The sequence below is a fragment of the Chitinophaga agri genome, assembly GCF_010093065.1.
Classification (GTDB): domain Bacteria; phylum Bacteroidota; class Bacteroidia; order Chitinophagales; family Chitinophagaceae; genus Chitinophaga; species Chitinophaga agri.
Window position 1 is genome coordinate 4014141 of record NZ_CP048113.1, and the last position, 19749, is coordinate 4033889.

The following is a 19749-nucleotide window of genomic DNA, read 5'->3' on the forward strand; positions in this document are numbered from 1 at the left end:
AAAGCAATCATTGCAGAAGAATACACTGTCGGCCATAAGATAATATACCCAGGCAGCCGACGTACTGACTGCCGGAATAAGCGCCTACTTACAACCAATTATTCTTTAATACATAACACATTACAATATGTCAATTAAACTTGTTCACATCCGGCAGGTAGCGTAATTTTATGCATAGATACAACACCACAGCAACGAGATACAAAGACGGATTTTTTTCAATAGCATACTTTTACATACACCCCAAACAGCAACACATGTATCATACCATTATGCAGACCGTACCGGCATTCCTCCCGGAGGCTGCGTACATTATTATTCAACAGAAAAATCAGTAGCCCCATGACTCCGCAAACTGTAATATCCGAAACACCCCTTCCCCCGGCTACGGCCCTTTGTGAAGAAGTTGTCAATGAAAATCTGTTAAAAGGTTTACCTGTTAACGAAGAAGATTATGCCATCATTGTAGGCGTCAGCCATTATATGAGTCTTGCCCCGTTGAACGGGCCTATCACAGATGCCTGCCGGTTAAAGAACTGGCTCATCAAAGCCGATGGCGGCAATATTCATCCACAGCATGTATTCTTTATTCCATCCGCTCCGGGTAGTCAGACGCCCGATCAGATGTCTATTGACAAAGCGCTGTCCGACATCCTGCAGATGGCAGCAGCCAAACCTGCCCGCCGGCTCTACTTTTATTTCTCGGGCCATGGTTTTGGCTCCAACTGGGAAGTGAATGGGATGTGCCTGCCTATCTGGTCGCCCAGTTTTTACAATGCCGCACTTTCATCTAAGGCCTACCTGGATCTACTGGTGGAAAAAGACCTGTTCCAGGAGGTCTATTTCTTCCTGGACTGCTGCCGTGACAAAAAGATCAACACCAAGCCCCTGCACTCTATGCTGGGCGGCGCCCGTCCTGGCGGTGCGAATACGATGGCGGTACTGCTCTATGCATCCGAATATGAAAATGCGGCCTGGGAAGGCATGATGAATACTGATGGAAGTCTGCAGGTACATGGCTATTTCTCCAGAGCATTGATGGAAGCATTGAATGGTGGCGCTGTTAATAACAACGGCGACATTACCATCACCAGTTTCATAGACTACATCCGGGAAAAAACAGAGTCTTACGCACAGGAACGTAATCAGACACAGACGGTCCGCTCTGACATCAGAAATAACAAATACGGCATGAACTACGTGATACACCGCACCGGCAGGATTCCCGGCACCGTATTAACCATTACTTTCAAAACAGCCGGAGAGATCAGTCTGGACGGACCGGACCTGCATAACATCAAATCCGGTCCGGTACAGGCAGGCGAATCCTGGCTGGTACCACTGGGCAAAGGGTATCACCAGCTCACGAATAAAACGACCAAAACTTCCGCATTTATCACCATTGATGGTACACTTAAAACCATGCAATATGACTTCTGACCTGCCTACCTATACACTCACTGTTTCTGCCGTAGGTGTGATGGCTGATTTCGCCCATCTCACAGTTTACAATGGCTTCCTGGAAGATATTGCCAGGGGATATGAACAGCTTGAACTGACCCTTAAACCAGGATTGTATAGCATCACCCTTAAACTGGATGGTAATATTATCCGGGAACATGTACGCCTCTCGGAGAATATGCATGTGCAGATCCCTACTCCACCGGTATATGCTTCGCTGGTGGCAGATAAATTTGAATCCTCTCACGAATATTATACACTGAATGCACATCAGTACAGTCTTGAAACAACGGTCAAAAAAGGACACAAAAAAGGCGGCGCTATCTTCCTTTTCTTCCGGTATACAGATGTGCATAAACGACGTGAACTGAACAATGACCAGACATCTCTCGGAGAAGGCTTCTCTCTCCTGGATGCCCGGCGTCAGGTGCTGTACAAATTGCAGGGGCCTGATATCAGAGAAGATACAGATGCAGGCTGGCTGGCCTTTCATGCAATATTACCGGAAGGGATCTATTACCTGCATTACAGCGGGCATACCGCAAAAACAGGCCTGCCATCCGACAACGATCTACCTGCCCGGGAAATCCCCCTGCAGGTATTCCGGAGCAGCGGGGAATCGCAGGGCGCCGCAGGTCAGTACTGGCAAACGCAGGTTTTCCTGACCTTTGGCTATGGTCCTATCTTTCCTTCCATGAGCATCTTCATAGCACCCCGTCAACAGGGATTTGTAAATGATGATGAAGGCAATTACCGCATCGACGGACTCCGCCACAAATTCCACAACGGTGTCTATATCCTGCCAAAGAAAGTGCTGCAGGAATTTGAACAGGGACAGTTCACTTCTCCGATGAAAGGGTTGCTGGCTGCCTACGTATATTTCAGTAGTCCGGAAAATGACAGGGAACTGCTTTTCAGGAATGTCACCGAACACCTGCCTGCCTTACTCGGGCATGATACGCCTGATGTAAAAGCATTGCAGATCATGGCAGCACAATACTACAAAGACCCCATTCCGGAGATATTCCTGAGCGAGCCCTGCATGTTCATGGCAGGCATCCGGGCGATCATCCGTGCGTCTATCAGACATCCTGACGTGATCGTGGATGATAGTTTGCTGGAGTATATTACTGACAAGCTATACAACGATATGGTCTGGACCTCCTATCAGCCCGCCCCGTTGCCCGTACCTAAGACAAAGACAGCCCCGCTGGCGCGCAATTCCATGACCTCGAGCATTGTGAGTGTGGTGGAAAAGATCATTGGTGACGAGACCTCGCCGGAGGAGATTGGTAAGCGCCTGCTGCAATCACAAACTGTCAGCACGTTGCTCTATTATATTGAGAAATTGGATCACGAGCTGGATGTGAATGACCTGGCTAACAGACTGCAGATCCCGCCTAATGTGGTGCGGAAGACGGTGCAGCATATTCTTACATTCTCGGAAAGCATCCGTGATGCGGAAAGGACACCGGAGCAGTTTAGTGTAAGGAATATTAACAAATTAAAAAACATACATTGAATGCAATATCTTAATCACACCACATGACACAAGGCTATGCACTGCATATCGGACTGAATGCCGTCGATCCCAGTAAGTACGCCGGTTGGCACGGACAACTCTTCGCCTGTGAAAATGACGTGGCGGTGTATAAAAGTCTGGCGGAAAAAGCAGGTTTCCAGGAGATCCATATGTTATTAACATCCGACGCCACTACGGACAATGTATTACAGCACCTCCGTGATGCAGCTGCGCAACTGGTATCGGGTGATATGCTCCTGTTGACGTACTCCGGGCATGGTGGCGCACTGATTGACAGTAATCATGATGAGACTGATAATTTTGGAGAGATGAGCGGATTTGATGAGACATGGTGTTTGTATGACCGGCAACTGATAGATGATGAGCTGTGTGACTGCTTCGGTCAGTTCAGTGAAGGCGTCCGTATACTGGTCTTTTCAGATAGTTGTCACTCGGGATCTGTGGCAAAGCTTGCAGCTCCTGTCGATATGCATACAACTTCAGATCCTGTGACTATCCCACGTGCGAGATTCGCACCACTGGATGTGCTGATGCGTACCTATAATACGCATAAAGCCACCTATGACACCATACAGGCACCGCTTAAGACCCGGCAGGATGATATCCGGGCCTACGTTATTCAATTCGGCGCCTGTCAGGATGATGAACTGGCCATGGAAGTATCCGGTAACGGGTTATTCACTGCGCAGTTACAGCAAGCCATGCAGGAACCGGTCATTAATTACACAGCACTTTTCAGCGTGATAGAGCGTGGTTTTAACGGCAGGCAGCATCCTAACCTGTTTCATTATGGCAATAAGGCGTATGATTTTATGGGTCAGGCGCCTTTCAGTATACAGTCAGCGCCTGTGAATGTGCAGCGATAAAGTGATTACGTTTGATGGAAGGTTAACCGGATGGTGAGTCCCTTGTTACTTTCAATATCCAGCTGCCCGTCCAGTTGCGCGGCAAAGGTTTGTATGAGTTTTATACCCAGGGATTTCCCTTCGGAGAAGTTTACATCAGACGGCAGCCCCTTTCCATTATCGGCAATGATCAGCAGTAATTTATCATCACTGATATAGTCCAGAGAGATAGAAATACTACCCGGTTGCTGGGGAGGGAATGCATATTTGATCGCATTGGTGACCGCCTCACTCAGGATCAGCCCCATGGGCACGGCCTGCGAGACATCCATTTCTATCGGGGCGATGTGCAGGTCAAAGTAAATGCGGCGCATGCCCCGGTAGCTATCTTCCAGGTAGTGCACCAGTTCATGGATATATGAAGGCATGCTGACCAGACTGAGATATTCTGACTGATACAGTTTCTGATGGATCAGCGAAATAGACTGCATACGATGGGCACTATCCCTGATAGCGGCTAGTGCGGCCTCACTTTCGAGGAAATTTGATTGTGTATTGAGGAGACTCATCACAATCTGCAGATTATTCTTTACCCTGTGATGGACTTCTTTGATCAGCCATTCCTTTTCTTCTACCAGTCGTTGTAAAGACTGGTTCTTACTGGTGATCTCCTTCTGCTTGATGTCGAGCGCCCGGATACTACGTTGTTTCAGGCGGTACCGGTTTACGCTCAGTAGTAATAGCAATACTAACAGGATGCTGCTGCCGAAAGTGACCCGTTTCAGCAGATTGGACTGTCTGATCTGCTGTTGCTGCAGCAGACTTTGTTTACGCAGTGCGTTAATATCTTTTTCCTTCTGCCGTGTTTCATATTTTACCTGAAGTTCTTCCAGTTCCCTCATACGCGTAGCATTATACACAGAGTCGGTTAATAGCTGGTATGCGCGCAGGTGATGGATGGCCTCCGTACTTTTGTTCAACACAGAATCTGTCTGAAACAGCATGAGGTGAATATCTTTCAGCATAGCGACCGGCATGCGGCCAGTGGTGATAGCGAGTCCGGTATCCAGGTAAGCGGCAGCGCGGGTATATTGTTTGCGTCCAAGGTAAAACTGTCCGACACCATGATAGGTAATAGCTGATATCTCGTTACCCAACCGGGTACGACTTTCCCAGTACAACATATCCTGGTAGTACTTTTCCGCCCTGCGGTATTGCCCCAGTTGTGTATAGCAGGCGGCAAATGCACCGGCCACCAGCTGTTTATTCAACGGATGTTCAGGTGGGCAGGTCTTCATCATACGATTTAATATGGCTACCGCCTCGTTAGTCCTGCCGAGCTTGATCATCTCTTTTGTCAGGTAGTAATTAACGCGGGACACCGGACCTTTATCAAAATTACGTTCATATACCGTCTGCGCTTTTTTATACCATTCAATACTGCGGGGCGCATCATTGAGCTGACTGTACACAGCGCCCAGTTTTTCATAGGTGGCCGGGGCAGCGGCGCTGTCGCCCGTCTCGTCAATTGCCTGTACACAGGCGATGCCATAGCTTAATGCGTTGTTGAGATATCCGCGGAACATGCTGATATCCATCAGGCGCGTGTAGGTATTCTGCACGTATTTATCGCCCTGCGCCTGCTGCATCTCCAGCACTTTCAGCAAGCCTCTTTCCGCCTGTTCGAGTTTTCCCTGCCGGCGGTAGACTTCCGCCCTGGCGCCCCACACCCATATCTGCCGAGGGATGTCTCCCAGGCGTACGTAGATCTGCAAGGCGTTTGACATATAATTGGCCTTTTCCGTGAAGGTGCTGTCGTGATCGGGGATACGGTAACCGAGATCCACCCACCAGTCAGCTTCCTCCTGGAAATCACGTTCTGCATGTAATTCATTGATCATATACAGGTATGCCTGTTTACCTGAACGGATATCCTGCGACTCAAAATAATACCGGCCTATCATACGGGTACTCTCTCTTTGTCCTCTGAGGTATCTGATCTTCTGGCTTTGCTGGGATGCCCGGCGGAACCATACAAAGGCCGTATCCAGGTCCTTTTTATTGCCGAGAGGGCGCTCCAGGTATTCGGTACCGAGCAGTAGTTGTGCGTGGATGGCAAATATTTCGTCAGGCGATGTGCTGATCATATCCGTGACGCGGGAGAACTGACGGCCGGCAATGAGTGCTTTTACGGCCAGTAAACGGGCTTCCAGATAGCCGTTACGGTAATTGATCCGCCGGGCAAGGTCTTTTGCCCGCCCGGATAATAACAACGCGGTATCGAGGTCTATGGTGCGCTTTTCAGGCATCCAGACATAGTGTTGCCCCTGCTCGATCATCAGATCGACCAAATTACTGTCCTGTGCAGCTGTATTGATCAACGCCCAGCGTTCCTGGATGGTCATTTCCTTTTTTAGCCGGGGTTGTGCGCTGACAATCAGGCAAAACAGCAGGAGGATGTATAGGCAAAAGGCGGTCCTGAATACACTCATTTTGGCTGAATAGGCTACAAAGATGGCTAAGATTCTTTGATCTACCTAACGGAGGGGGAAAAGGATTGACTGCGGGATGGGAGCGGTTGGAGGAGGTTGGCTGGATAGCGCTTGGCCGTCGCTAGTTCGTCGCTTGTTGCTTTGAGGAGGAAAGGGGGATAAGGGGGCAAAATAAAGTGGAAATGGCGAATGATTTGCCCTGATGCGAAGCCAATAAGAACTTCTGTATATCAAAAAATACAATTATTTCGGTGTATTTTTGAAATGACTTATCCTAATCACGGGTAGTTAATCCACTATTGATTTCGTTTTGACATAAAGTTTGACAGGATAAATTAGGGAAGTATACATATGCGTATAGATCATCTGGAATTAGAAAACTTCAAAAACTATGAGCACCTGGAATTGGATTTCGTTCCGGGCATTAACCTATTTGTCGGAAGCAATGGAAGTGGTAAAACATCCATTCTTGAAGCCGTAAATATTGCGGTTGCGGGTTTCTTTGGTTCCAGAGAATCAAAGATGCAAAGAGTCATAGCATTCGATGAAATAAGAATAGCCGGAGGACAAAAGGTTTCAAGTGCAACTGTTAGAGCTTATTCAGAAATAGTGAATGGAGAATGGTCCAGAACTATCAGGCGTGACACAAGGGCCAATGATGTCAAACATCTGCGTGCTGTCATCGAATATGGCAAACATATATTTGAATGTTTTGAAACAGATGATAATAAGACTATTGCTCCGTTGATTGTATATTATTCTACGCAACGGCTATTTAAGGATGCCAAGATAACTGAGAAACAAAAATATGATGCAGAAGCGGGGCGCCGTAACGGCTATTTGCAATGCTTAAAGGAAGATGCTATAAAAGGTGTGTTAAATGACTGGCTGGGCAAAGCTGTAATCAGGAGAGCAACAAAGCATATCAAAGAAATAAAAAGCACTGATAAGGTATTGGAAAATGTGGAACAGGCAATCAGACAGTGCCTGATTCATTTTCTCGATTTGCCGCATGATTTCTCATTAAAAATCTATCAGGAACCAGATTTCGACAATGAGCTTTTTATCAACTATGACGATGAGCATAATTTACCGTTATCCAATTATTCTGATGGCTTCCGCAATATCATTTACCTGATCATTGACATGGTATGGCGGGCATCTCAACTAAATCCATGGCTTAATTTAACTGATTTATCCGCACAAATCAATGGAGTGGTAACAATAGATGAAGTCGACTTGCACCTGCACCCCAAATGGCAGGCGAAGGTTATTTCATTCTTACAACAATTACTGCCGAACGTCCAATTTTTCATCACAACACACAGTCCCACCATCGTTGCAAACTTTCATGAAAGACAGGACAGTGAAGAAGAAAAAATCGATACTTTGTATATGTTAGCCGACAATTCCGTCAGGAGGATATCCAGCTCCTTTTATGGACAGGACATCAATTCAATTTTGGACAATCCAATGGATGCTGCTCCCAGGGCGAAAAAAGTACTTGATTTACTAAAAGAATTTGATGCAATTGCGGGAAATCCGGATTCACAGGATGCCGACTATGAAAGGTTACTTCAAATAGCAGCTGAGTTAAATGACATCCTACCAGGAACTGACGAAGCCATCATCAAAGTCAATGAAATAGCAGAAAGAGTTAGAAATTCTCAATAGAACATGAGATTCATCCATAAGTCAAAAACAGCTCCGACAAAATTTACACAAGCTGTTAATAACGCCAATCATTACGATCATCTCCACGGTCATCAAAGAAAAGCCATTCTGGAGGTGCTTATTGCCGAACAAAATGGCCTCTGCGTGTATTGTTTACAAAAGATTACACCCAATGATGCAACCATTGAACACCTGATATGCCAGTCTCACAATCAAGCGCTTGACCTGGAATATCTGAATTTATTCGCTGTTTGCAAAGGCAATGAAGGTAAAGATGAGACCAGTCATTGTGACAAATACAGGGCCAATGGCGCTGACAATAACTACTTTTTTCCAGTCATGCTGTTTGAAAGATGTAAGACGACCAGTATAAATGATATCAATCCATTTTTTGATGTAGAATATAATTCCCGCACACAGTTTATTTCAGGAAGAATACTGGGTAGTCCACAAAACATAAAAGGATTCCCGAATATTAAGAGAAATATAGAAGAGACTATCAGCATATTAAATTTAAACTGCGATAAACTTGTCAATGCAAGGAGATTCAAGTGGGATCAGGTAAAGAAAACAAAAGCTGAAAACAACTACACCTGGCAACAACTATTCGACTATTATCTTACCCAGCCTAAAACAGACTTTCAGGAGTTTGTATTAATGGCCATACATAAGCAAATCTCAAATACTACTAAGGCTGCCATGACCCAAAAAAGTGTTGGCTCTGGCCTACCCTAAAGCCAACACCTTTTTTCTAATACGTCCACCTTATCTCCTCGCCTTAAACTCCGAACCATCCTTCCACTGCGGGAACTTATCCTCGTTCGCGAGCGTCAGCCCCACATCAAACAAAAACCTGGTATCTTCTACCATCCCTGCAATCTCCCAACTGGGGTCCAGCTGATCAAACGGAGAATGGTAATGATCACGGCCATACATCGTCGCATGATCGGGCGCCCAGGCCGAATCATGGCCAAGAGAAATATTTCCGCTACCAGGATATAACGCGGGAATACCCACCTTTGCGAAATTAAAGTGGTCAGAACGGAAGAACCATCCGCCAGAGGGGTTCGCCTCCGGTATCAGGAAACGGCCCTGTTTTTCGGCCGCTTTTGCGGCATATTCATCCAGCTCGGACTGTCCCTTACCGATGATCGTGATATCTTTTGTACGGCCGAAGAAGTTCATCACGTCCATATTGATATCTGCGACCGTTGATTTTACCGGGTATATCGGATGGGTAGCATAATATTCAGAGCCTAACAATCCCTGTTCTTCGCCCGTCACTGCCAGGAAAAGGACAGAGCGTTTAGGCGGATGAGGCAGTTTGGTGAAAGCGGTTGCCAGTTGCAGCAATGCGGATACACCGGAAGCGTTATCCAGGGCACCGTTGTAGATAGTATCCCCTTTTACGGCTTCCCCAACGCCGAGATGGTCCCAGTGGGCAGAGTAGATAATGATCTCATCCTTACGATCGGTACCAGGCAGCAGGGCTGCTACGTTATGAGAAACGGACTTCCGGGTTTTGCTGTTCAGTGTTAATGAAGCGGTTACGTTCAGCGGTATTGGCTTGAAACCCCGTCTTTTCGCCTGATTGAACACACTGTCGGACACACCGGCCAGGGCGAACAGCTTTTGCGCGGATTCGAGGGTCAGCCAGCCTTCAATGGCCGCACGGCCCATGTTATTGTCTGCCGTCTGCAGGTCCAGTTTAGGCTTCGACCAGCCACTGCGTACCACCGTCCAGCCATAGGATGCGGGTAGTATATCATGGACGATGAGGACACCTGCCGCACCCTGGCGGGCGGCTTCTTCAAACTTATAGGTCCAGCGGCCATAGTAGGTCATGGTATGGGTATTCCCCTTGAACAGCGTGCTGTCATAGAAGCCAGGATCATTCACCATCACGACCACAGTTTTCCCTTTCACGTCCAGTCCTGCATAGTCATTCCAGTTATATTCCGGGGCGACGATACCAAAACCGGCGAACACCATTTCGGAGTTATTGATCGCGACCTGATCCTGCACCCGTTTGGTGCCGGCTACGTACTGGTCGAGGTAGGTCAGTTCCAGCGAACCGTTTTTCCCCTTGAAGCGCAGATTCCCTGCCGGCTTCGACTGGATCTCTACCATGGGTACTTCCTGCAGATAGCTGTTACCGTTACCTGGCTTCAGACCGATCTCCCTAAACCGCTTTTCCAGGTAGGCCAGTGTTTTCTCTTCCCCTATCGTAAAGGGTTTACGGCCCATAAACTCGTCGGACGCCAGTACGTTTATATCCCGTACCAGACCGGCAGAGTCGATCGCTTTAATGGCTGTGGAGTCATCTGCGGAGCCGGCGGACGGATTGCCCGTATTACAGGCAGCAGCCAGCGAGGCAAGCAGTAATAAATAGCGCAGGTCTTTCATGAGTCAGTGTATTTGCTTTAAAGATATTAAATATCAGGTGCGATCTGCTCCCTGCTATTCTTTGTTTCAACAAATAATTATAAGTTTGTCAACTACCCCCCTTCCAAAATCTAAACTGTATGCAACATTTCGGAGAACGATTAAAAGCCGCACGCAAAATCAAAGGCTGGTCCCTGCAGGACCTTGCCAATCAGACTGCCAATTCCATTACCAAACAGGCTTTGAGTAAATATGAAGCCGACTTAATGTATCCCTCCCGTAAGATATTGCTGCTACTATCAGCTGCATTGGGCGTAAAACCAGGTTACTTTGAAGGACAACCGGCTTTTAAATTACCGGCATTTGAATTTCCACGTAAAGGACACGTACCATCAAAACAGATCGACAGTATCAAGGAGAAAGTTAAAAGTGTACTGGAACGCTATCTGCAAACAGAATCACTGCTCAACATGACCGTTCGGTTCAGTAACCCGCTGAAGCCGTTTCCGGTCAATAGTGAAGCCGGTGCCGCACAAGTAGCCGTTAAACTGCTGGACAAATGGGATCTTGGCAGAGGGCCTATACACAACATTGCCGGCATGCTGGAAGAAAAAGGCGTGCGCATGATCGAAGTAGACGCGCCCGTTACCTTCGATGCGCTGAGTGCCTGGATAGACAGGGTACCGCTGATCGTACTTCACCAGGATCGTCCGGCAGATATCAAGCGTTATCATGCTTTGTACGAACTCGGACAGCTATTACTGACTATCCCGGATGACGCAGACAGAGACCGGATCTGTCAGACATTTGCCGCCTCAATGCTTTTACCGGGTGATACACTGGAATCCCTGTTGGGCAATAAGCGAACCACCATTGCCCCCGGAGAACTGATGGGTATTAAAGAGCAATATGGGCTCCCCATGCAGGTGATCCTTAAACATGCCATCTTTAAAGAGATCATTGACAAAAAAGAAACGGGGGCTTTCTTCAGAATGCTGGCGGATAATAAAGACGAAGCCGGTCTGGGACAATATACCGGTCAGGAGCGGCCTGGTAGGCTGGACAGGATGATCCGCAGGTTAATGGCGGAAGAAGTGATCCCTGTGGGGAAAGCAGAAGCAATAACGGGCATTCCGGAAGCGGCGCTGAAGCGGCAGCTGGAAGTATTTTAATGCAGTTGGGAATTAGGCATTTTTCCGTACTGAACTTATTATAAGCTACAAGGGCGCTTCATCATTGAAGACGCCCTTGTAAATGATTATATGAGTATATTTCTTTGGAAAGGCAACAGATCCTTAATTCCCAACGGCTTCGTGCTGATGCACTCTCCTATGATGCTGCTTGCTGGTCTTCTTCTCTTTTTTCCCCTTGTTCCACCATACCAGAAAACCAGTTACCGGCAGACTCGCACAGATCAGACTGGCAAAAAAGGCAAGGATCTTACCTGGCAGTCCGGCAATAGCGCCCACATGGATATCGTAGTTCATGCCGATCAGCTTTTCTCCTGCATTGCGGTCTTTGCTGGTCTCATGGAGTAGCAACTTACCGGAGTGCTTATCAAACTGCAGATCATCACGATCATAGAAGGTTTCTTTTCCCCAGTATACGGACAGGCGCAGCGTAGCGGTATTCTCCGGTCCGGAGCCCCATATGCCGATGCGTTTGGCAGTAGGGAACTGTTTCACAGCAGCCGTATACGCCACATCAACGGGGTGTATGTCTGCCAGCGGGAGTGCGAGGGTATCTGAAGTGACCTGTTTATGCTGCGGAGGTGTAACGCTACGGGACGCCACTACATAGACAGTTGTCTGAAACCATTTGAAGGCCCATACCATCCCCGTGAGGGCAATCACCAGTGCTACAGTCATCGCATAAAATCCTAATACATTGTGGAGGTCGTAGTTAATGCGTTTAAACTTGCCTGACCATTTGATCTTAAAGCTTTGTTCCCTGGATTTCTTATTCCATTTCTTTGGCCACCAGAGGATCAACCCGGTGATGAGGAGGATGACAAAGATAAAAGTGGACCAACCAACGATCGGCTGACCGACCTTATCATTCAGCAGGAGGCTCCAGTGCATGTATTTCACGATCACGAAGAAATCCTTCTTCATATCGCGTACGGTGGTAACGGCACCGGTATATGGATTGACGTAAGCGATCTTATAATAGGCCGTTGTCCCGAAAATAGTCCAGGCATGTTCATCGCCTTGTGCATAAGTCATAAATTCCCAGGCACGATCACGATCCTGGTAGGCGTAGGTACCTTTTATGGGAAATTCCTTTCCAAGGGCGGTCTGGGCTTTTTCCTGCAATACACTTACAGGCAGGGTGGCCTGCGGGAGGGGCGTGACAAACATGGTATCATGGTGTACCCATTCGCTGATCTCCTTCTGAAATACGAAAAGGCAACCCGTCACGCTGACAATCAGCACGATAATACCGGATGCCAGTCCCAGCCAGAGGTGTAACCAGGCATTCAGCTTTTTTCTCCAGGAAGGTCCTTTTTTCCTGCTGGCAGGCAGCGTGTTGTTCCTCATGTATCAGATGAAATATTAAAGATTGCGTGTATACTCTGCGACAAGACCACTGAATTGTTCCGTTCGCCCAGGGCTCCTTACCGCTTTGAGCGGTAAAAGTCGGTCAGCTATAATGGAAAAAAGTGTCAAAAGCGGAATTTAACTTACGCAAAACGGAAAAATAAAAATCGGGGAATGGTAATCAGGCTGCAGTGCTGTGATATAATTTGGTAGTACGATGACCCTACCATTGTCCATTTCAACCCAGATAGGGCAACCGATATTGTTTACCCCCGGTCTGCCCGAGGCCTATTCCAGCTATGCGCTGCAGGGCACGAAACCGTTTTATGCGGTGAGTGACAGCTTCGGCTGCATCCTGTTCCAGCAGGTGGGGAATAATAGTTATAATGCGTGGGTAAGCCATTATATCATTAACAAACCAACAGCATTCAAAGTAAAAGGAAATGTGGACGACCTGCTCCTCCACCATACATTGAAGGGGAATATGTTTTACGAGCTGAATGGTCATGAAAGCGAGACCTTTCAGCACCAGATGAACATTGTTGTAACACCGCGCCTCCGTCACCTGATCAGGTTTAAATCGCCCGGGTTGTACGTTGCGCTGGAAATACAGATACCAGTTGACGAACTAAAAAGCTATCACGAAAGTTTCCCCGTTGTACAAGAGTTACTCGATAAATTATCTAATGAAAATACCATTACTCTCCTGGATCAGAATATGATAGCCCACGAGCGGCTTCGCAACATTATACAGGACATTACAGAACGCCAGTTACCTAAGGCTGCCAGCGAAAAGTACAGAGAACAGAAAACAGGAGAACTCATCATTGAATCACTTGATATGCTTTCACGTTACCTAACAGATGCCAATGGCCTGAGTGCGGCCGACCATGAAAGAGGCCAACGTACGGAGGTCCATCTGCTGAAACATCTGCAGCAACCATCACCTCCAACCCTCAAACAACTTGCGAGATTTGCCGGTACTAATGAAAAGAAACTGGAAGAGATTTTCCGGAGCCGACATGGCATTACCGTATACGATTTCTTCCAGAATGCGCGAATGCGGATCATTTACCGGAAACTCACGGAGACGACTATCCCGTTACAGGATCTCGCGGAAGAATTTGGGTATACGGACTATTCCAGTTTCTCTTATGCGGTCAAAAAACGATTTTCGTTAAGCCCAAGGGAACTGCGGAAGAACAGTAGTATCAGTAGTTAGAAGCAGAAGTTAAGAATTAGAAATTAAGAATCAGGAACTGGTTAACCCCTGTGATATCAATAGCGAGCCATTCTTTTGCACATCATCAATATGTTTACAATATTTCGTTTACAGTGCTGTTAGCGGCATGAATTCCTAATTCCTGATTTCTAATTCAAAACGATTCCCGGTTTCCTAAATCCATCATCTTTCTCCTAACATCAACAGCTATATTATGACCTAACTTTAATACAGCAAGAACAAGCTTATTCGTTTTCGTTGCCATAACGACCTATTATAAAAACGACAAGAACATTTAATGGTATATTGAGGAAAACAACGTCCTGGCTTTCTAGCCGGGACCTTTTTTCTTGCAATGTTACCATGCTCATCGGAGTGCAACATATACCAGTTGTAAGATGCCAATTGTTCGAAGGACACTGTTTCTCCCCTAACATATTTAACCCAGGTACATGAAACCGTTTAAAAGCACGCTTTTGTTCGTTACCCTATGTTTCCCCTGTTTGCAGATCGCCCTTGCCTTTGGTAGGGGCGATTCATTTTCCGGCCGCTGGGGAATGCAGCCAGTTCCCATACAAACCCGCTGGGCAAAGGATGTCTCCCCCGGCAATGTCCTGCCGGCATATCCCCGTCCGCAGATGGCCCGTTCCCAATGGGAGAACCTGAACGGGCTATGGCAATATGCAATTACAAAATGGGACCAGGGCATGCCCGACAAATTTGATGGGGAGATCCTGGTGCCGTTTGCCATTGAATCAGCCCTTTCCGGAGTACAGAAAGCCCTGTTACCAACGCAGCGGCTCTGGTATAAGCGGCAGATCCGGAAGCCTGATCTGTCAGGCGGGAAAAGGGTGTTACTGCATTTTGGGGCGGTCGACTGGCGGGCGGCGGTCTTCCTCAATGGCAAACTACTGGGCCGGCATATGGGTGGTTATCAGCATTTCTCTTTCGATATCACAGCGTCCCTGCAATCCGGAGAGAATGAGTTGGTCGTAACCGTGCTCGACCCGACTAATCTTGGACCCAACCCGAGCGGGAAACAATCACTCCGTCCCAGGAAGATCTTATATACTGCCGTCAGCGGTATCTGGCAGACGGTCTGGCTGGAGACCGTACCGCCGACTTACATCACTGATCTCTATTCCACTCCTGATATTGATGCCCAATGTCTTAATCTGCGGGTAAATGCATCGGATACCACCGGTGTAACAGTAGACGTTACAGCCTATGCAGGAAATGTCATGGCGGGTCATACCTATGGCCGTGCCGGCCGGATGCTGGACTTAGGCGTACCGTTTTCCCGCCTGTGGAGTCCTGCAGATCCTTTTCTGTATCATATGACGGTTCGCCTCTTACGGCACGGGAAAGTGATTGATTCTGTGACCAGCTATTTCGGAATGCGGAAAATAGCTGTGCAGAAAGATAGTACCGGCCTGCCCAGATTATTTCTCAACAACAAATATACCTTCCACCTGGGCGTATTAGACCAGGGATACTGGCCGGAAGGGTTATATACTGCCCCTACCGATGAAGCGCTGTTATTTGACATTAAAACCATTAAAGAAATGGGATTTAATACCATCAGAAAGCATGTGAAACTGGAGCCGGACAGGTGGTATTACTATGCGGACAGCCTGGGGATGCTCGTCTGGCAGGATATGGTTCCCTGTGCAGATGAAGACTATTATTCCACTTCTCAGTTCGAGCAGGAGAACGCCGAAAATCTGCGGCAACTACATCACTTCCCGTCTATTGTCATGTGGATCCTGTTCAATGAGGGCTGGGGGAAATACAATCAGCAGGCCCTTACCGAGTGGATGAAACAAAGTGATCCCTCACGCATTATCAATGGACATTCCGGTGAGAACCTCGATCAGTATAGTACGACACCGGTCAGTGACCGCTGGATCAGCAGTGATGTAGCGGATGTGCATTATTATCCGGGTCCTGCTATTGCGCCAGCTATTAATGGGAAAGCGAGGGTATTGGGTGAATGGGGTGGTGTACGTGTACCCACGCCCGGACATCAGTGGGCGCCGGCGACCAGCTGGGGATATGTACAGGTGACGGCAGAAAGATTTGCACAACGGTATATGAGTATGATGGAGCGGCTGAAGCGGTATGAGCAGCAGGGATTGTCGGGAGCGATCTATACACAACCGTATGACGTGGAGTCGGAGGAGAATGGGCTCATGACCTATGACAGGAAAGTGATGAAGATGAAAGTGGAAGAAATGAGGAAGGTGAATAGTTTGCTTACCAGATAATTGAAAACAGCCGGATGATGTCACCCGGCTGTTGTTGTTAAAATGCCGTCGTCACATATGTCGAGATCACCACACATGGCTGATCAGGAATAGTGATCGCGCCACCACCAGGAGATGTCAGCGTGATAACACCTGTAGGGGCACCTGTACTGTAATAGGTCGTCGTCCACAGCGTGCCACCATTGGAAATGTAATACGCACCGTCAGCAAGCGACGTACAGAAAAAGCGGGTCGAGTAATACGGCAGGTTATTAGCACTTCTCATCATTGTGGTATACTTCCAGGCTGGAATACTGGTAAACCGGTAAGCTTTAAAAGAGAGTACAGCGCCGGTAATAGCAATCGCAACAAGCACGAGTAACAATAGTCTTGCTTTTTTCATGATGTAAGATTTGAATTTGTGAATAAACCTGTGTACGTGTGAAAAGTGGAATACACGTATAAGTTAAGCGTAACGAAGGGAAGCTGCTTTGGAGATAGGGATTTCAATAAAAAAACCGGTGGGGACTTCCCTGGCTAATCCGGACCAGGGAAAGTCCGCCGGATCGTTCTTCTATATTGCTCTGGTAAGGTAGATCAATTTACACAATAAACTATCCACTGTCAAAGTTCTGCATTTCCACAACAGGAATACTTAGTACCGAGGTACAATAATTGCTATGGATATTCCCGATCTACTAAGTATTATACACACCCCATCCGCTACTTTAAAGTGACTCCGGAAATTATGAGATACATTGTCATCCTGCTGCTCTTTTGTCAACTTCTTGTTGTTAATGCCCAGAAGCCGCCTGTTACCAATATGACTTACAAAGGCTGGGAGATGGTATTAAACTATCATATCTCTGATGATGGCAGATATGTATGGTACACCTATGGATCGGAGTTGACGGGTACCACACTGGTGGTGAGAGCGGTCAGGGGTAGCTACAGCAGGTTGTTTACGGGCGTACTGGAGGCTGCATTCACGGCGGACAATCAACATATAGTGTTTGTGTCTCCGAAAGGACTGGCTGTCCTGCAACCCGGTACAGCTGATATTACTTATGATAAGCGAGTAAATAACTACACATTGCCCGAAAAGGGTGATGGCCGGTGGCTGACGGCAAAGATGTCAGACACGCTGGTATTAAAAGACCTGCACCATGATTCCACCTACTATCTTGCGGGGGTAGCTGCTTCGCTGTTTAATAAATCCGGGCGTATGCTGCTGCTTAAATACAAGGACAGCCTGATCTATTTGAACCTGCAGACCATGCAGCGACACAAAATTGCCTCACAATATAAATCCGATCATCTCATTTTTGACCATTCGGACACGGCGGTTGCCTTTACGAGCGGGCAACAACCCGATGTACAGCTGCATTACTTCAAGCCCGGTATGGATAGCGCAGGATACATCACCACAGCCCGGCATCCATCATTGGCTAATATGCCCTTACAGTTTAGCCCTGATGATAAAAGTCTGTTCGTTAAACTCATACCCGAACGAAGTAAAACGCCCGATCTATCCTATAGTAAAGTAGTGGTCTGGGATTATCGCGATGCCCGGTTGCCCTCACAGCTACCCCCCGATCCTTATGGGCCATTTACCGGTGTGGTGGCTGTAGGTGGTGGTCAGATAAGGCAGTTGGATAACATTGACACATCGTTGGTAGCCCTACCGGGCAATAAGTATGCATTGGTAGCGAATGTCGTTAATGAAGAAGATAGCTACTGGAATGATACGCAAGTGCGCAGCTATGATCTCCTCTTACTAGCCAACGGGTATAGAAAGCGTATTATACCTTCACCCAGGCGTGTAACGGATATTGGTATATCTCCAGGGGAGCGTTTTGTGGTATGGTTTGATAATACTACGCATCATTACATGAGTTACGAAACCAGTACTGGTATTACGCGAAACATCAGCACTGCTGTTCCGGGCTGTTTGATCCATGACCGGATCAGCAGACTTGAAACGATTCCGTATGGCGTTGCCGGCTGGCTGGCGGACGATGAGCGGGTATTCATCTATGATGCGTTTGACATCTGGCAGGTAGATCCTGCTGGTCAGCAGCCTCCTGTGAATATTACGGCTCACTATGGCATCAAACACCAGACCATCCTACGGATCGTGTATCCACAGTTATTATCCACATTGCATTTGAATGACCCATTGTTAATCACCTGCCTGGATAGCGATAAGCGCAATGGATTTATGGAAGTCCGCCTGGGGACGAATGTATCTCCGGCGCCCATCAGCATGTCTCCTGTCGTCTATCACTTCCCGGCATTAGTGGCGCTCGAGCCACCTGCACCGATGAAAGCGCGTAAGGCGGGTGTGTACCTGTTACTGCAGCAAAGTGCCACACAGGCGCCTAATCTCGTAGTGACGACTGATTTTAAATCGTTCCACCCTGTTTCAGATCTACAACCTCAGCGTGCCTTCAACTGGCTGACTGCGGAGCTGGTCCGGTGGCCGATGCCCGGTGAGCGTGCTGGTACAGGAATTCTATACAAACCCGAGAACTTCGATAGTACTAAACAGTATCCTGTCATCTTTACCTATTACGAAGAACGCAGCAACGAACTGCATATCTTCCCGCATGTCCGGTTGAGTACAGGTACGCTGACCATCGCCTGGTATGTAAGCAACGGCTACCTGGTCTTTGTGCCGGATATATATCGCCCTACCGGGCAAAATGGTCCGGCGATACTAAATACCGTTGAATCTGCGGCCAGGTATTTATGTCACCGGTCCTATGTAAATGCCGCTAAACTCGGATTACAGGGGCATAGCTTCGGTGGATACGAGACGAATTATATCATCGCACATTCTGATTTATTTGCCGCGGCACAGTCGTCAGCTGCGCCATCGGAATTGATAGGGTTACATGGTGGACTGGGCTTCAGTGGCCGTAGCTATCATTATATATCGGAGGTAGGTCAGATGAACCAGGGGGTGAGTCCGTGGGAAGACCCGGCGTTGTATATGCAGGGATCACCGGTGCTGGATGCGGGTAAGATCAACACCCCACTATTAATGATGCATAATAAGGAAGATGGCGCCGTGCCGTTTTTACAGTCGGTGGCGTTGTTCACAGCGTTGCGGCGGTTGGGGAAGCCAGTGTGGTTGCTGGAGTATAAAGGGGAAGGGCATGTGTTGTATGACTGGGAGTGTCAGGCGGATTTTACGCGGAGGCAGGAGGCGTTCTTCGGGAAGTATCTGAAGGGGGAGGTATCTACATTTCATGAAGGGAGTGTGAGTAATGAGATCACGCTTTTTAAGTAAATAAAATTGCAGGCTTGCACTATTAGTGAGTGGAAGCCTGCAACGA

Annotated in this window: 13 protein-coding genes; 9 read left to right on the forward strand and 4 right to left on the reverse strand. The window is 47.6% G+C overall.

The window, feature by feature from the left end:
- The first annotated feature begins 342 nt into the window (after nucleotides 1–342).
- The 3 genes from GWR21_RS15925 to GWR21_RS15935 are packed head-to-tail and all read left to right on the forward strand — an operon-like array spanning nucleotide 343 to nucleotide 3870.
- A complete protein-coding gene (locus tag GWR21_RS15925; protein WP_162332710.1) occupies nucleotides 343–1440 on the forward strand; it encodes a caspase family protein in 1098 nt (365 codons plus the stop codon).
- Nucleotides 1430–2983 (forward strand): hypothetical protein, encoded by a 1554-nt coding sequence (locus GWR21_RS15930; RefSeq protein ID WP_162332711.1) that lies wholly within the window; start codon nucleotides 1430–1432, stop codon nucleotides 2981–2983. The genes GWR21_RS15925 and GWR21_RS15930 overlap by 11 nt, the downstream gene beginning before the upstream one ends.
- A gap of 23 nt (nucleotides 2984–3006) precedes the next feature.
- Nucleotides 3007–3870, forward strand: a complete 864-nt coding sequence (locus GWR21_RS15935) for a caspase family protein (protein WP_162332712.1) — start codon at nucleotides 3007–3009, stop codon at nucleotides 3868–3870.
- 5 nt (nucleotides 3871–3875) lie between these two features.
- Here GWR21_RS15935 and GWR21_RS15940 read toward each other — a convergent pair whose 3' ends face one another.
- Nucleotides 3876–6341, reverse strand: a complete 2466-nt coding sequence (locus GWR21_RS15940; protein ID WP_162332713.1) for a tetratricopeptide repeat-containing sensor histidine kinase — start codon at nucleotides 6339–6341, stop codon at nucleotides 3876–3878.
- Nucleotides 6342–6692: 351 nt separating this feature from the next.
- Between GWR21_RS15940 and GWR21_RS15945 the strand changes: the two genes are divergently transcribed.
- On the forward strand, nucleotides 6693–8015 hold the full coding sequence (locus GWR21_RS15945; RefSeq protein ID WP_162332714.1) for an AAA family ATPase: 1323 nt from the start codon (nucleotides 6693–6695) through the stop codon (nucleotides 8013–8015).
- Between the two features lie 3 nt (nucleotides 8016–8018).
- On the forward strand, nucleotides 8019–8750 hold the full coding sequence (locus GWR21_RS15950) for a retron system putative HNH endonuclease (protein ID WP_162332715.1): 732 nt from the start codon (nucleotides 8019–8021) through the stop codon (nucleotides 8748–8750).
- Nucleotides 8751–8780: 30 nt separating this feature from the next.
- Here GWR21_RS15950 and GWR21_RS15955 read toward each other — a convergent pair whose 3' ends face one another.
- Nucleotides 8781–10421: a M28 family metallopeptidase gene (locus GWR21_RS15955; protein ID WP_162332716.1), complete on the reverse strand. Its 1641-nt coding sequence runs from the start codon at nucleotides 10419–10421 to the stop codon at nucleotides 8781–8783.
- Between the two features lie 119 nt (nucleotides 10422–10540).
- Here GWR21_RS15955 and GWR21_RS15960 point away from each other — a divergent pair, with 119 nt between their 5' ends.
- Nucleotides 10541–11572: a helix-turn-helix domain-containing protein gene (locus GWR21_RS15960; RefSeq protein WP_162332717.1), complete on the forward strand. Its 1032-nt coding sequence runs from the start codon at nucleotides 10541–10543 to the stop codon at nucleotides 11570–11572.
- A gap of 123 nt (nucleotides 11573–11695) precedes the next feature.
- Here GWR21_RS15960 and GWR21_RS15965 read toward each other — a convergent pair whose 3' ends face one another.
- On the reverse strand, nucleotides 11696–12940 hold the full coding sequence (locus GWR21_RS15965; RefSeq protein ID WP_162332718.1) for a PepSY-associated TM helix domain-containing protein: 1245 nt from the start codon (nucleotides 12938–12940) through the stop codon (nucleotides 11696–11698).
- A gap of 217 nt (nucleotides 12941–13157) precedes the next feature.
- Between GWR21_RS15965 and GWR21_RS15970 the strand changes: the two genes are divergently transcribed.
- Nucleotides 13158–14162 (forward strand): helix-turn-helix domain-containing protein, encoded by a 1005-nt coding sequence (locus GWR21_RS15970; RefSeq protein ID WP_162332719.1) that lies wholly within the window; start codon nucleotides 13158–13160, stop codon nucleotides 14160–14162.
- A gap of 452 nt (nucleotides 14163–14614) precedes the next feature.
- Nucleotides 14615–16429 carry a glycoside hydrolase family 2 protein gene (locus GWR21_RS15975; protein ID WP_162332720.1) on the forward strand — a complete coding sequence of 605 codons (1815 nt, stop codon included), beginning with the start codon at nucleotides 14615–14617 and terminating at the stop codon, nucleotides 16427–16429.
- Between the two features lie 37 nt (nucleotides 16430–16466).
- Here GWR21_RS15975 and GWR21_RS15980 read toward each other — a convergent pair whose 3' ends face one another.
- Complete coding sequence (locus tag GWR21_RS15980; protein WP_162332721.1) at nucleotides 16467–16811, reverse strand: hypothetical protein; 345 nt, start codon at nucleotides 16809–16811, stop codon at nucleotides 16467–16469.
- 345 nt (nucleotides 16812–17156) lie between these two features.
- Here GWR21_RS15980 and GWR21_RS15985 point away from each other — a divergent pair, with 345 nt between their 5' ends.
- The gene (locus GWR21_RS15985; RefSeq protein WP_162332722.1) at nucleotides 17157–19703 is read left to right on the forward strand and encodes an alpha/beta hydrolase family protein; all 2547 of its coding nucleotides are present in this window, start codon (nucleotides 17157–17159) and stop codon (nucleotides 19701–19703) included.
- The last annotated feature ends 46 nt before the right edge of the window (nucleotides 19704–19749 follow it).

Bases quoted from the DNA above. Each gene is read 5' to 3' on its own strand.
- GWR21_RS15955 (WP_162332716.1), bottom strand. From the start codon at position 10,421: ATGAAAGACCTGCGCTATTTATTACTGCTTGCCTCGCTGGCTGCTGCC.
- GWR21_RS15945 (WP_162332714.1), top strand. From the start codon at position 6,693: ATGCGTATAGATCATCTGGAATTAGAAAACTTCAAAAACTATGAGCAC.
- GWR21_RS15965 (WP_162332718.1), bottom strand. From the start codon at position 12,940: ATGAGGAACAACACGCTGCCTGCCAGCAGGAAAAAAGGACCTTCCTGG.
- GWR21_RS15950 (WP_162332715.1), top strand. From the start codon at position 8,019: ATGAGATTCATCCATAAGTCAAAAACAGCTCCGACAAAATTTACACAA.
- GWR21_RS15975 (WP_162332720.1), top strand. From the start codon at position 14,615: ATGAAACCGTTTAAAAGCACGCTTTTGTTCGTTACCCTATGTTTCCCC.
- GWR21_RS15925 (WP_162332710.1), top strand. From the start codon at position 343: ATGACTCCGCAAACTGTAATATCCGAAACACCCCTTCCCCCGGCTACG.
- GWR21_RS15960 (WP_162332717.1), top strand. From the start codon at position 10,541: ATGCAACATTTCGGAGAACGATTAAAAGCCGCACGCAAAATCAAAGGC.
- GWR21_RS15985 (WP_162332722.1), top strand. From the start codon at position 17,157: ATGAGATACATTGTCATCCTGCTGCTCTTTTGTCAACTTCTTGTTGTT.
- GWR21_RS15930 (WP_162332711.1), top strand. From the start codon at position 1,430: ATGACTTCTGACCTGCCTACCTATACACTCACTGTTTCTGCCGTAGGT.
- GWR21_RS15970 (WP_162332719.1), top strand. From the start codon at position 13,158: ATGACCCTACCATTGTCCATTTCAACCCAGATAGGGCAACCGATATTG.
- GWR21_RS15980 (WP_162332721.1), bottom strand. From the start codon at position 16,811: ATGAAAAAAGCAAGACTATTGTTACTCGTGCTTGTTGCGATTGCTATT.
- GWR21_RS15935 (WP_162332712.1), top strand. From the start codon at position 3,007: ATGACACAAGGCTATGCACTGCATATCGGACTGAATGCCGTCGATCCC.
- GWR21_RS15940 (WP_162332713.1), bottom strand. From the start codon at position 6,341: ATGAGTGTATTCAGGACCGCCTTTTGCCTATACATCCTCCTGCTGTTT.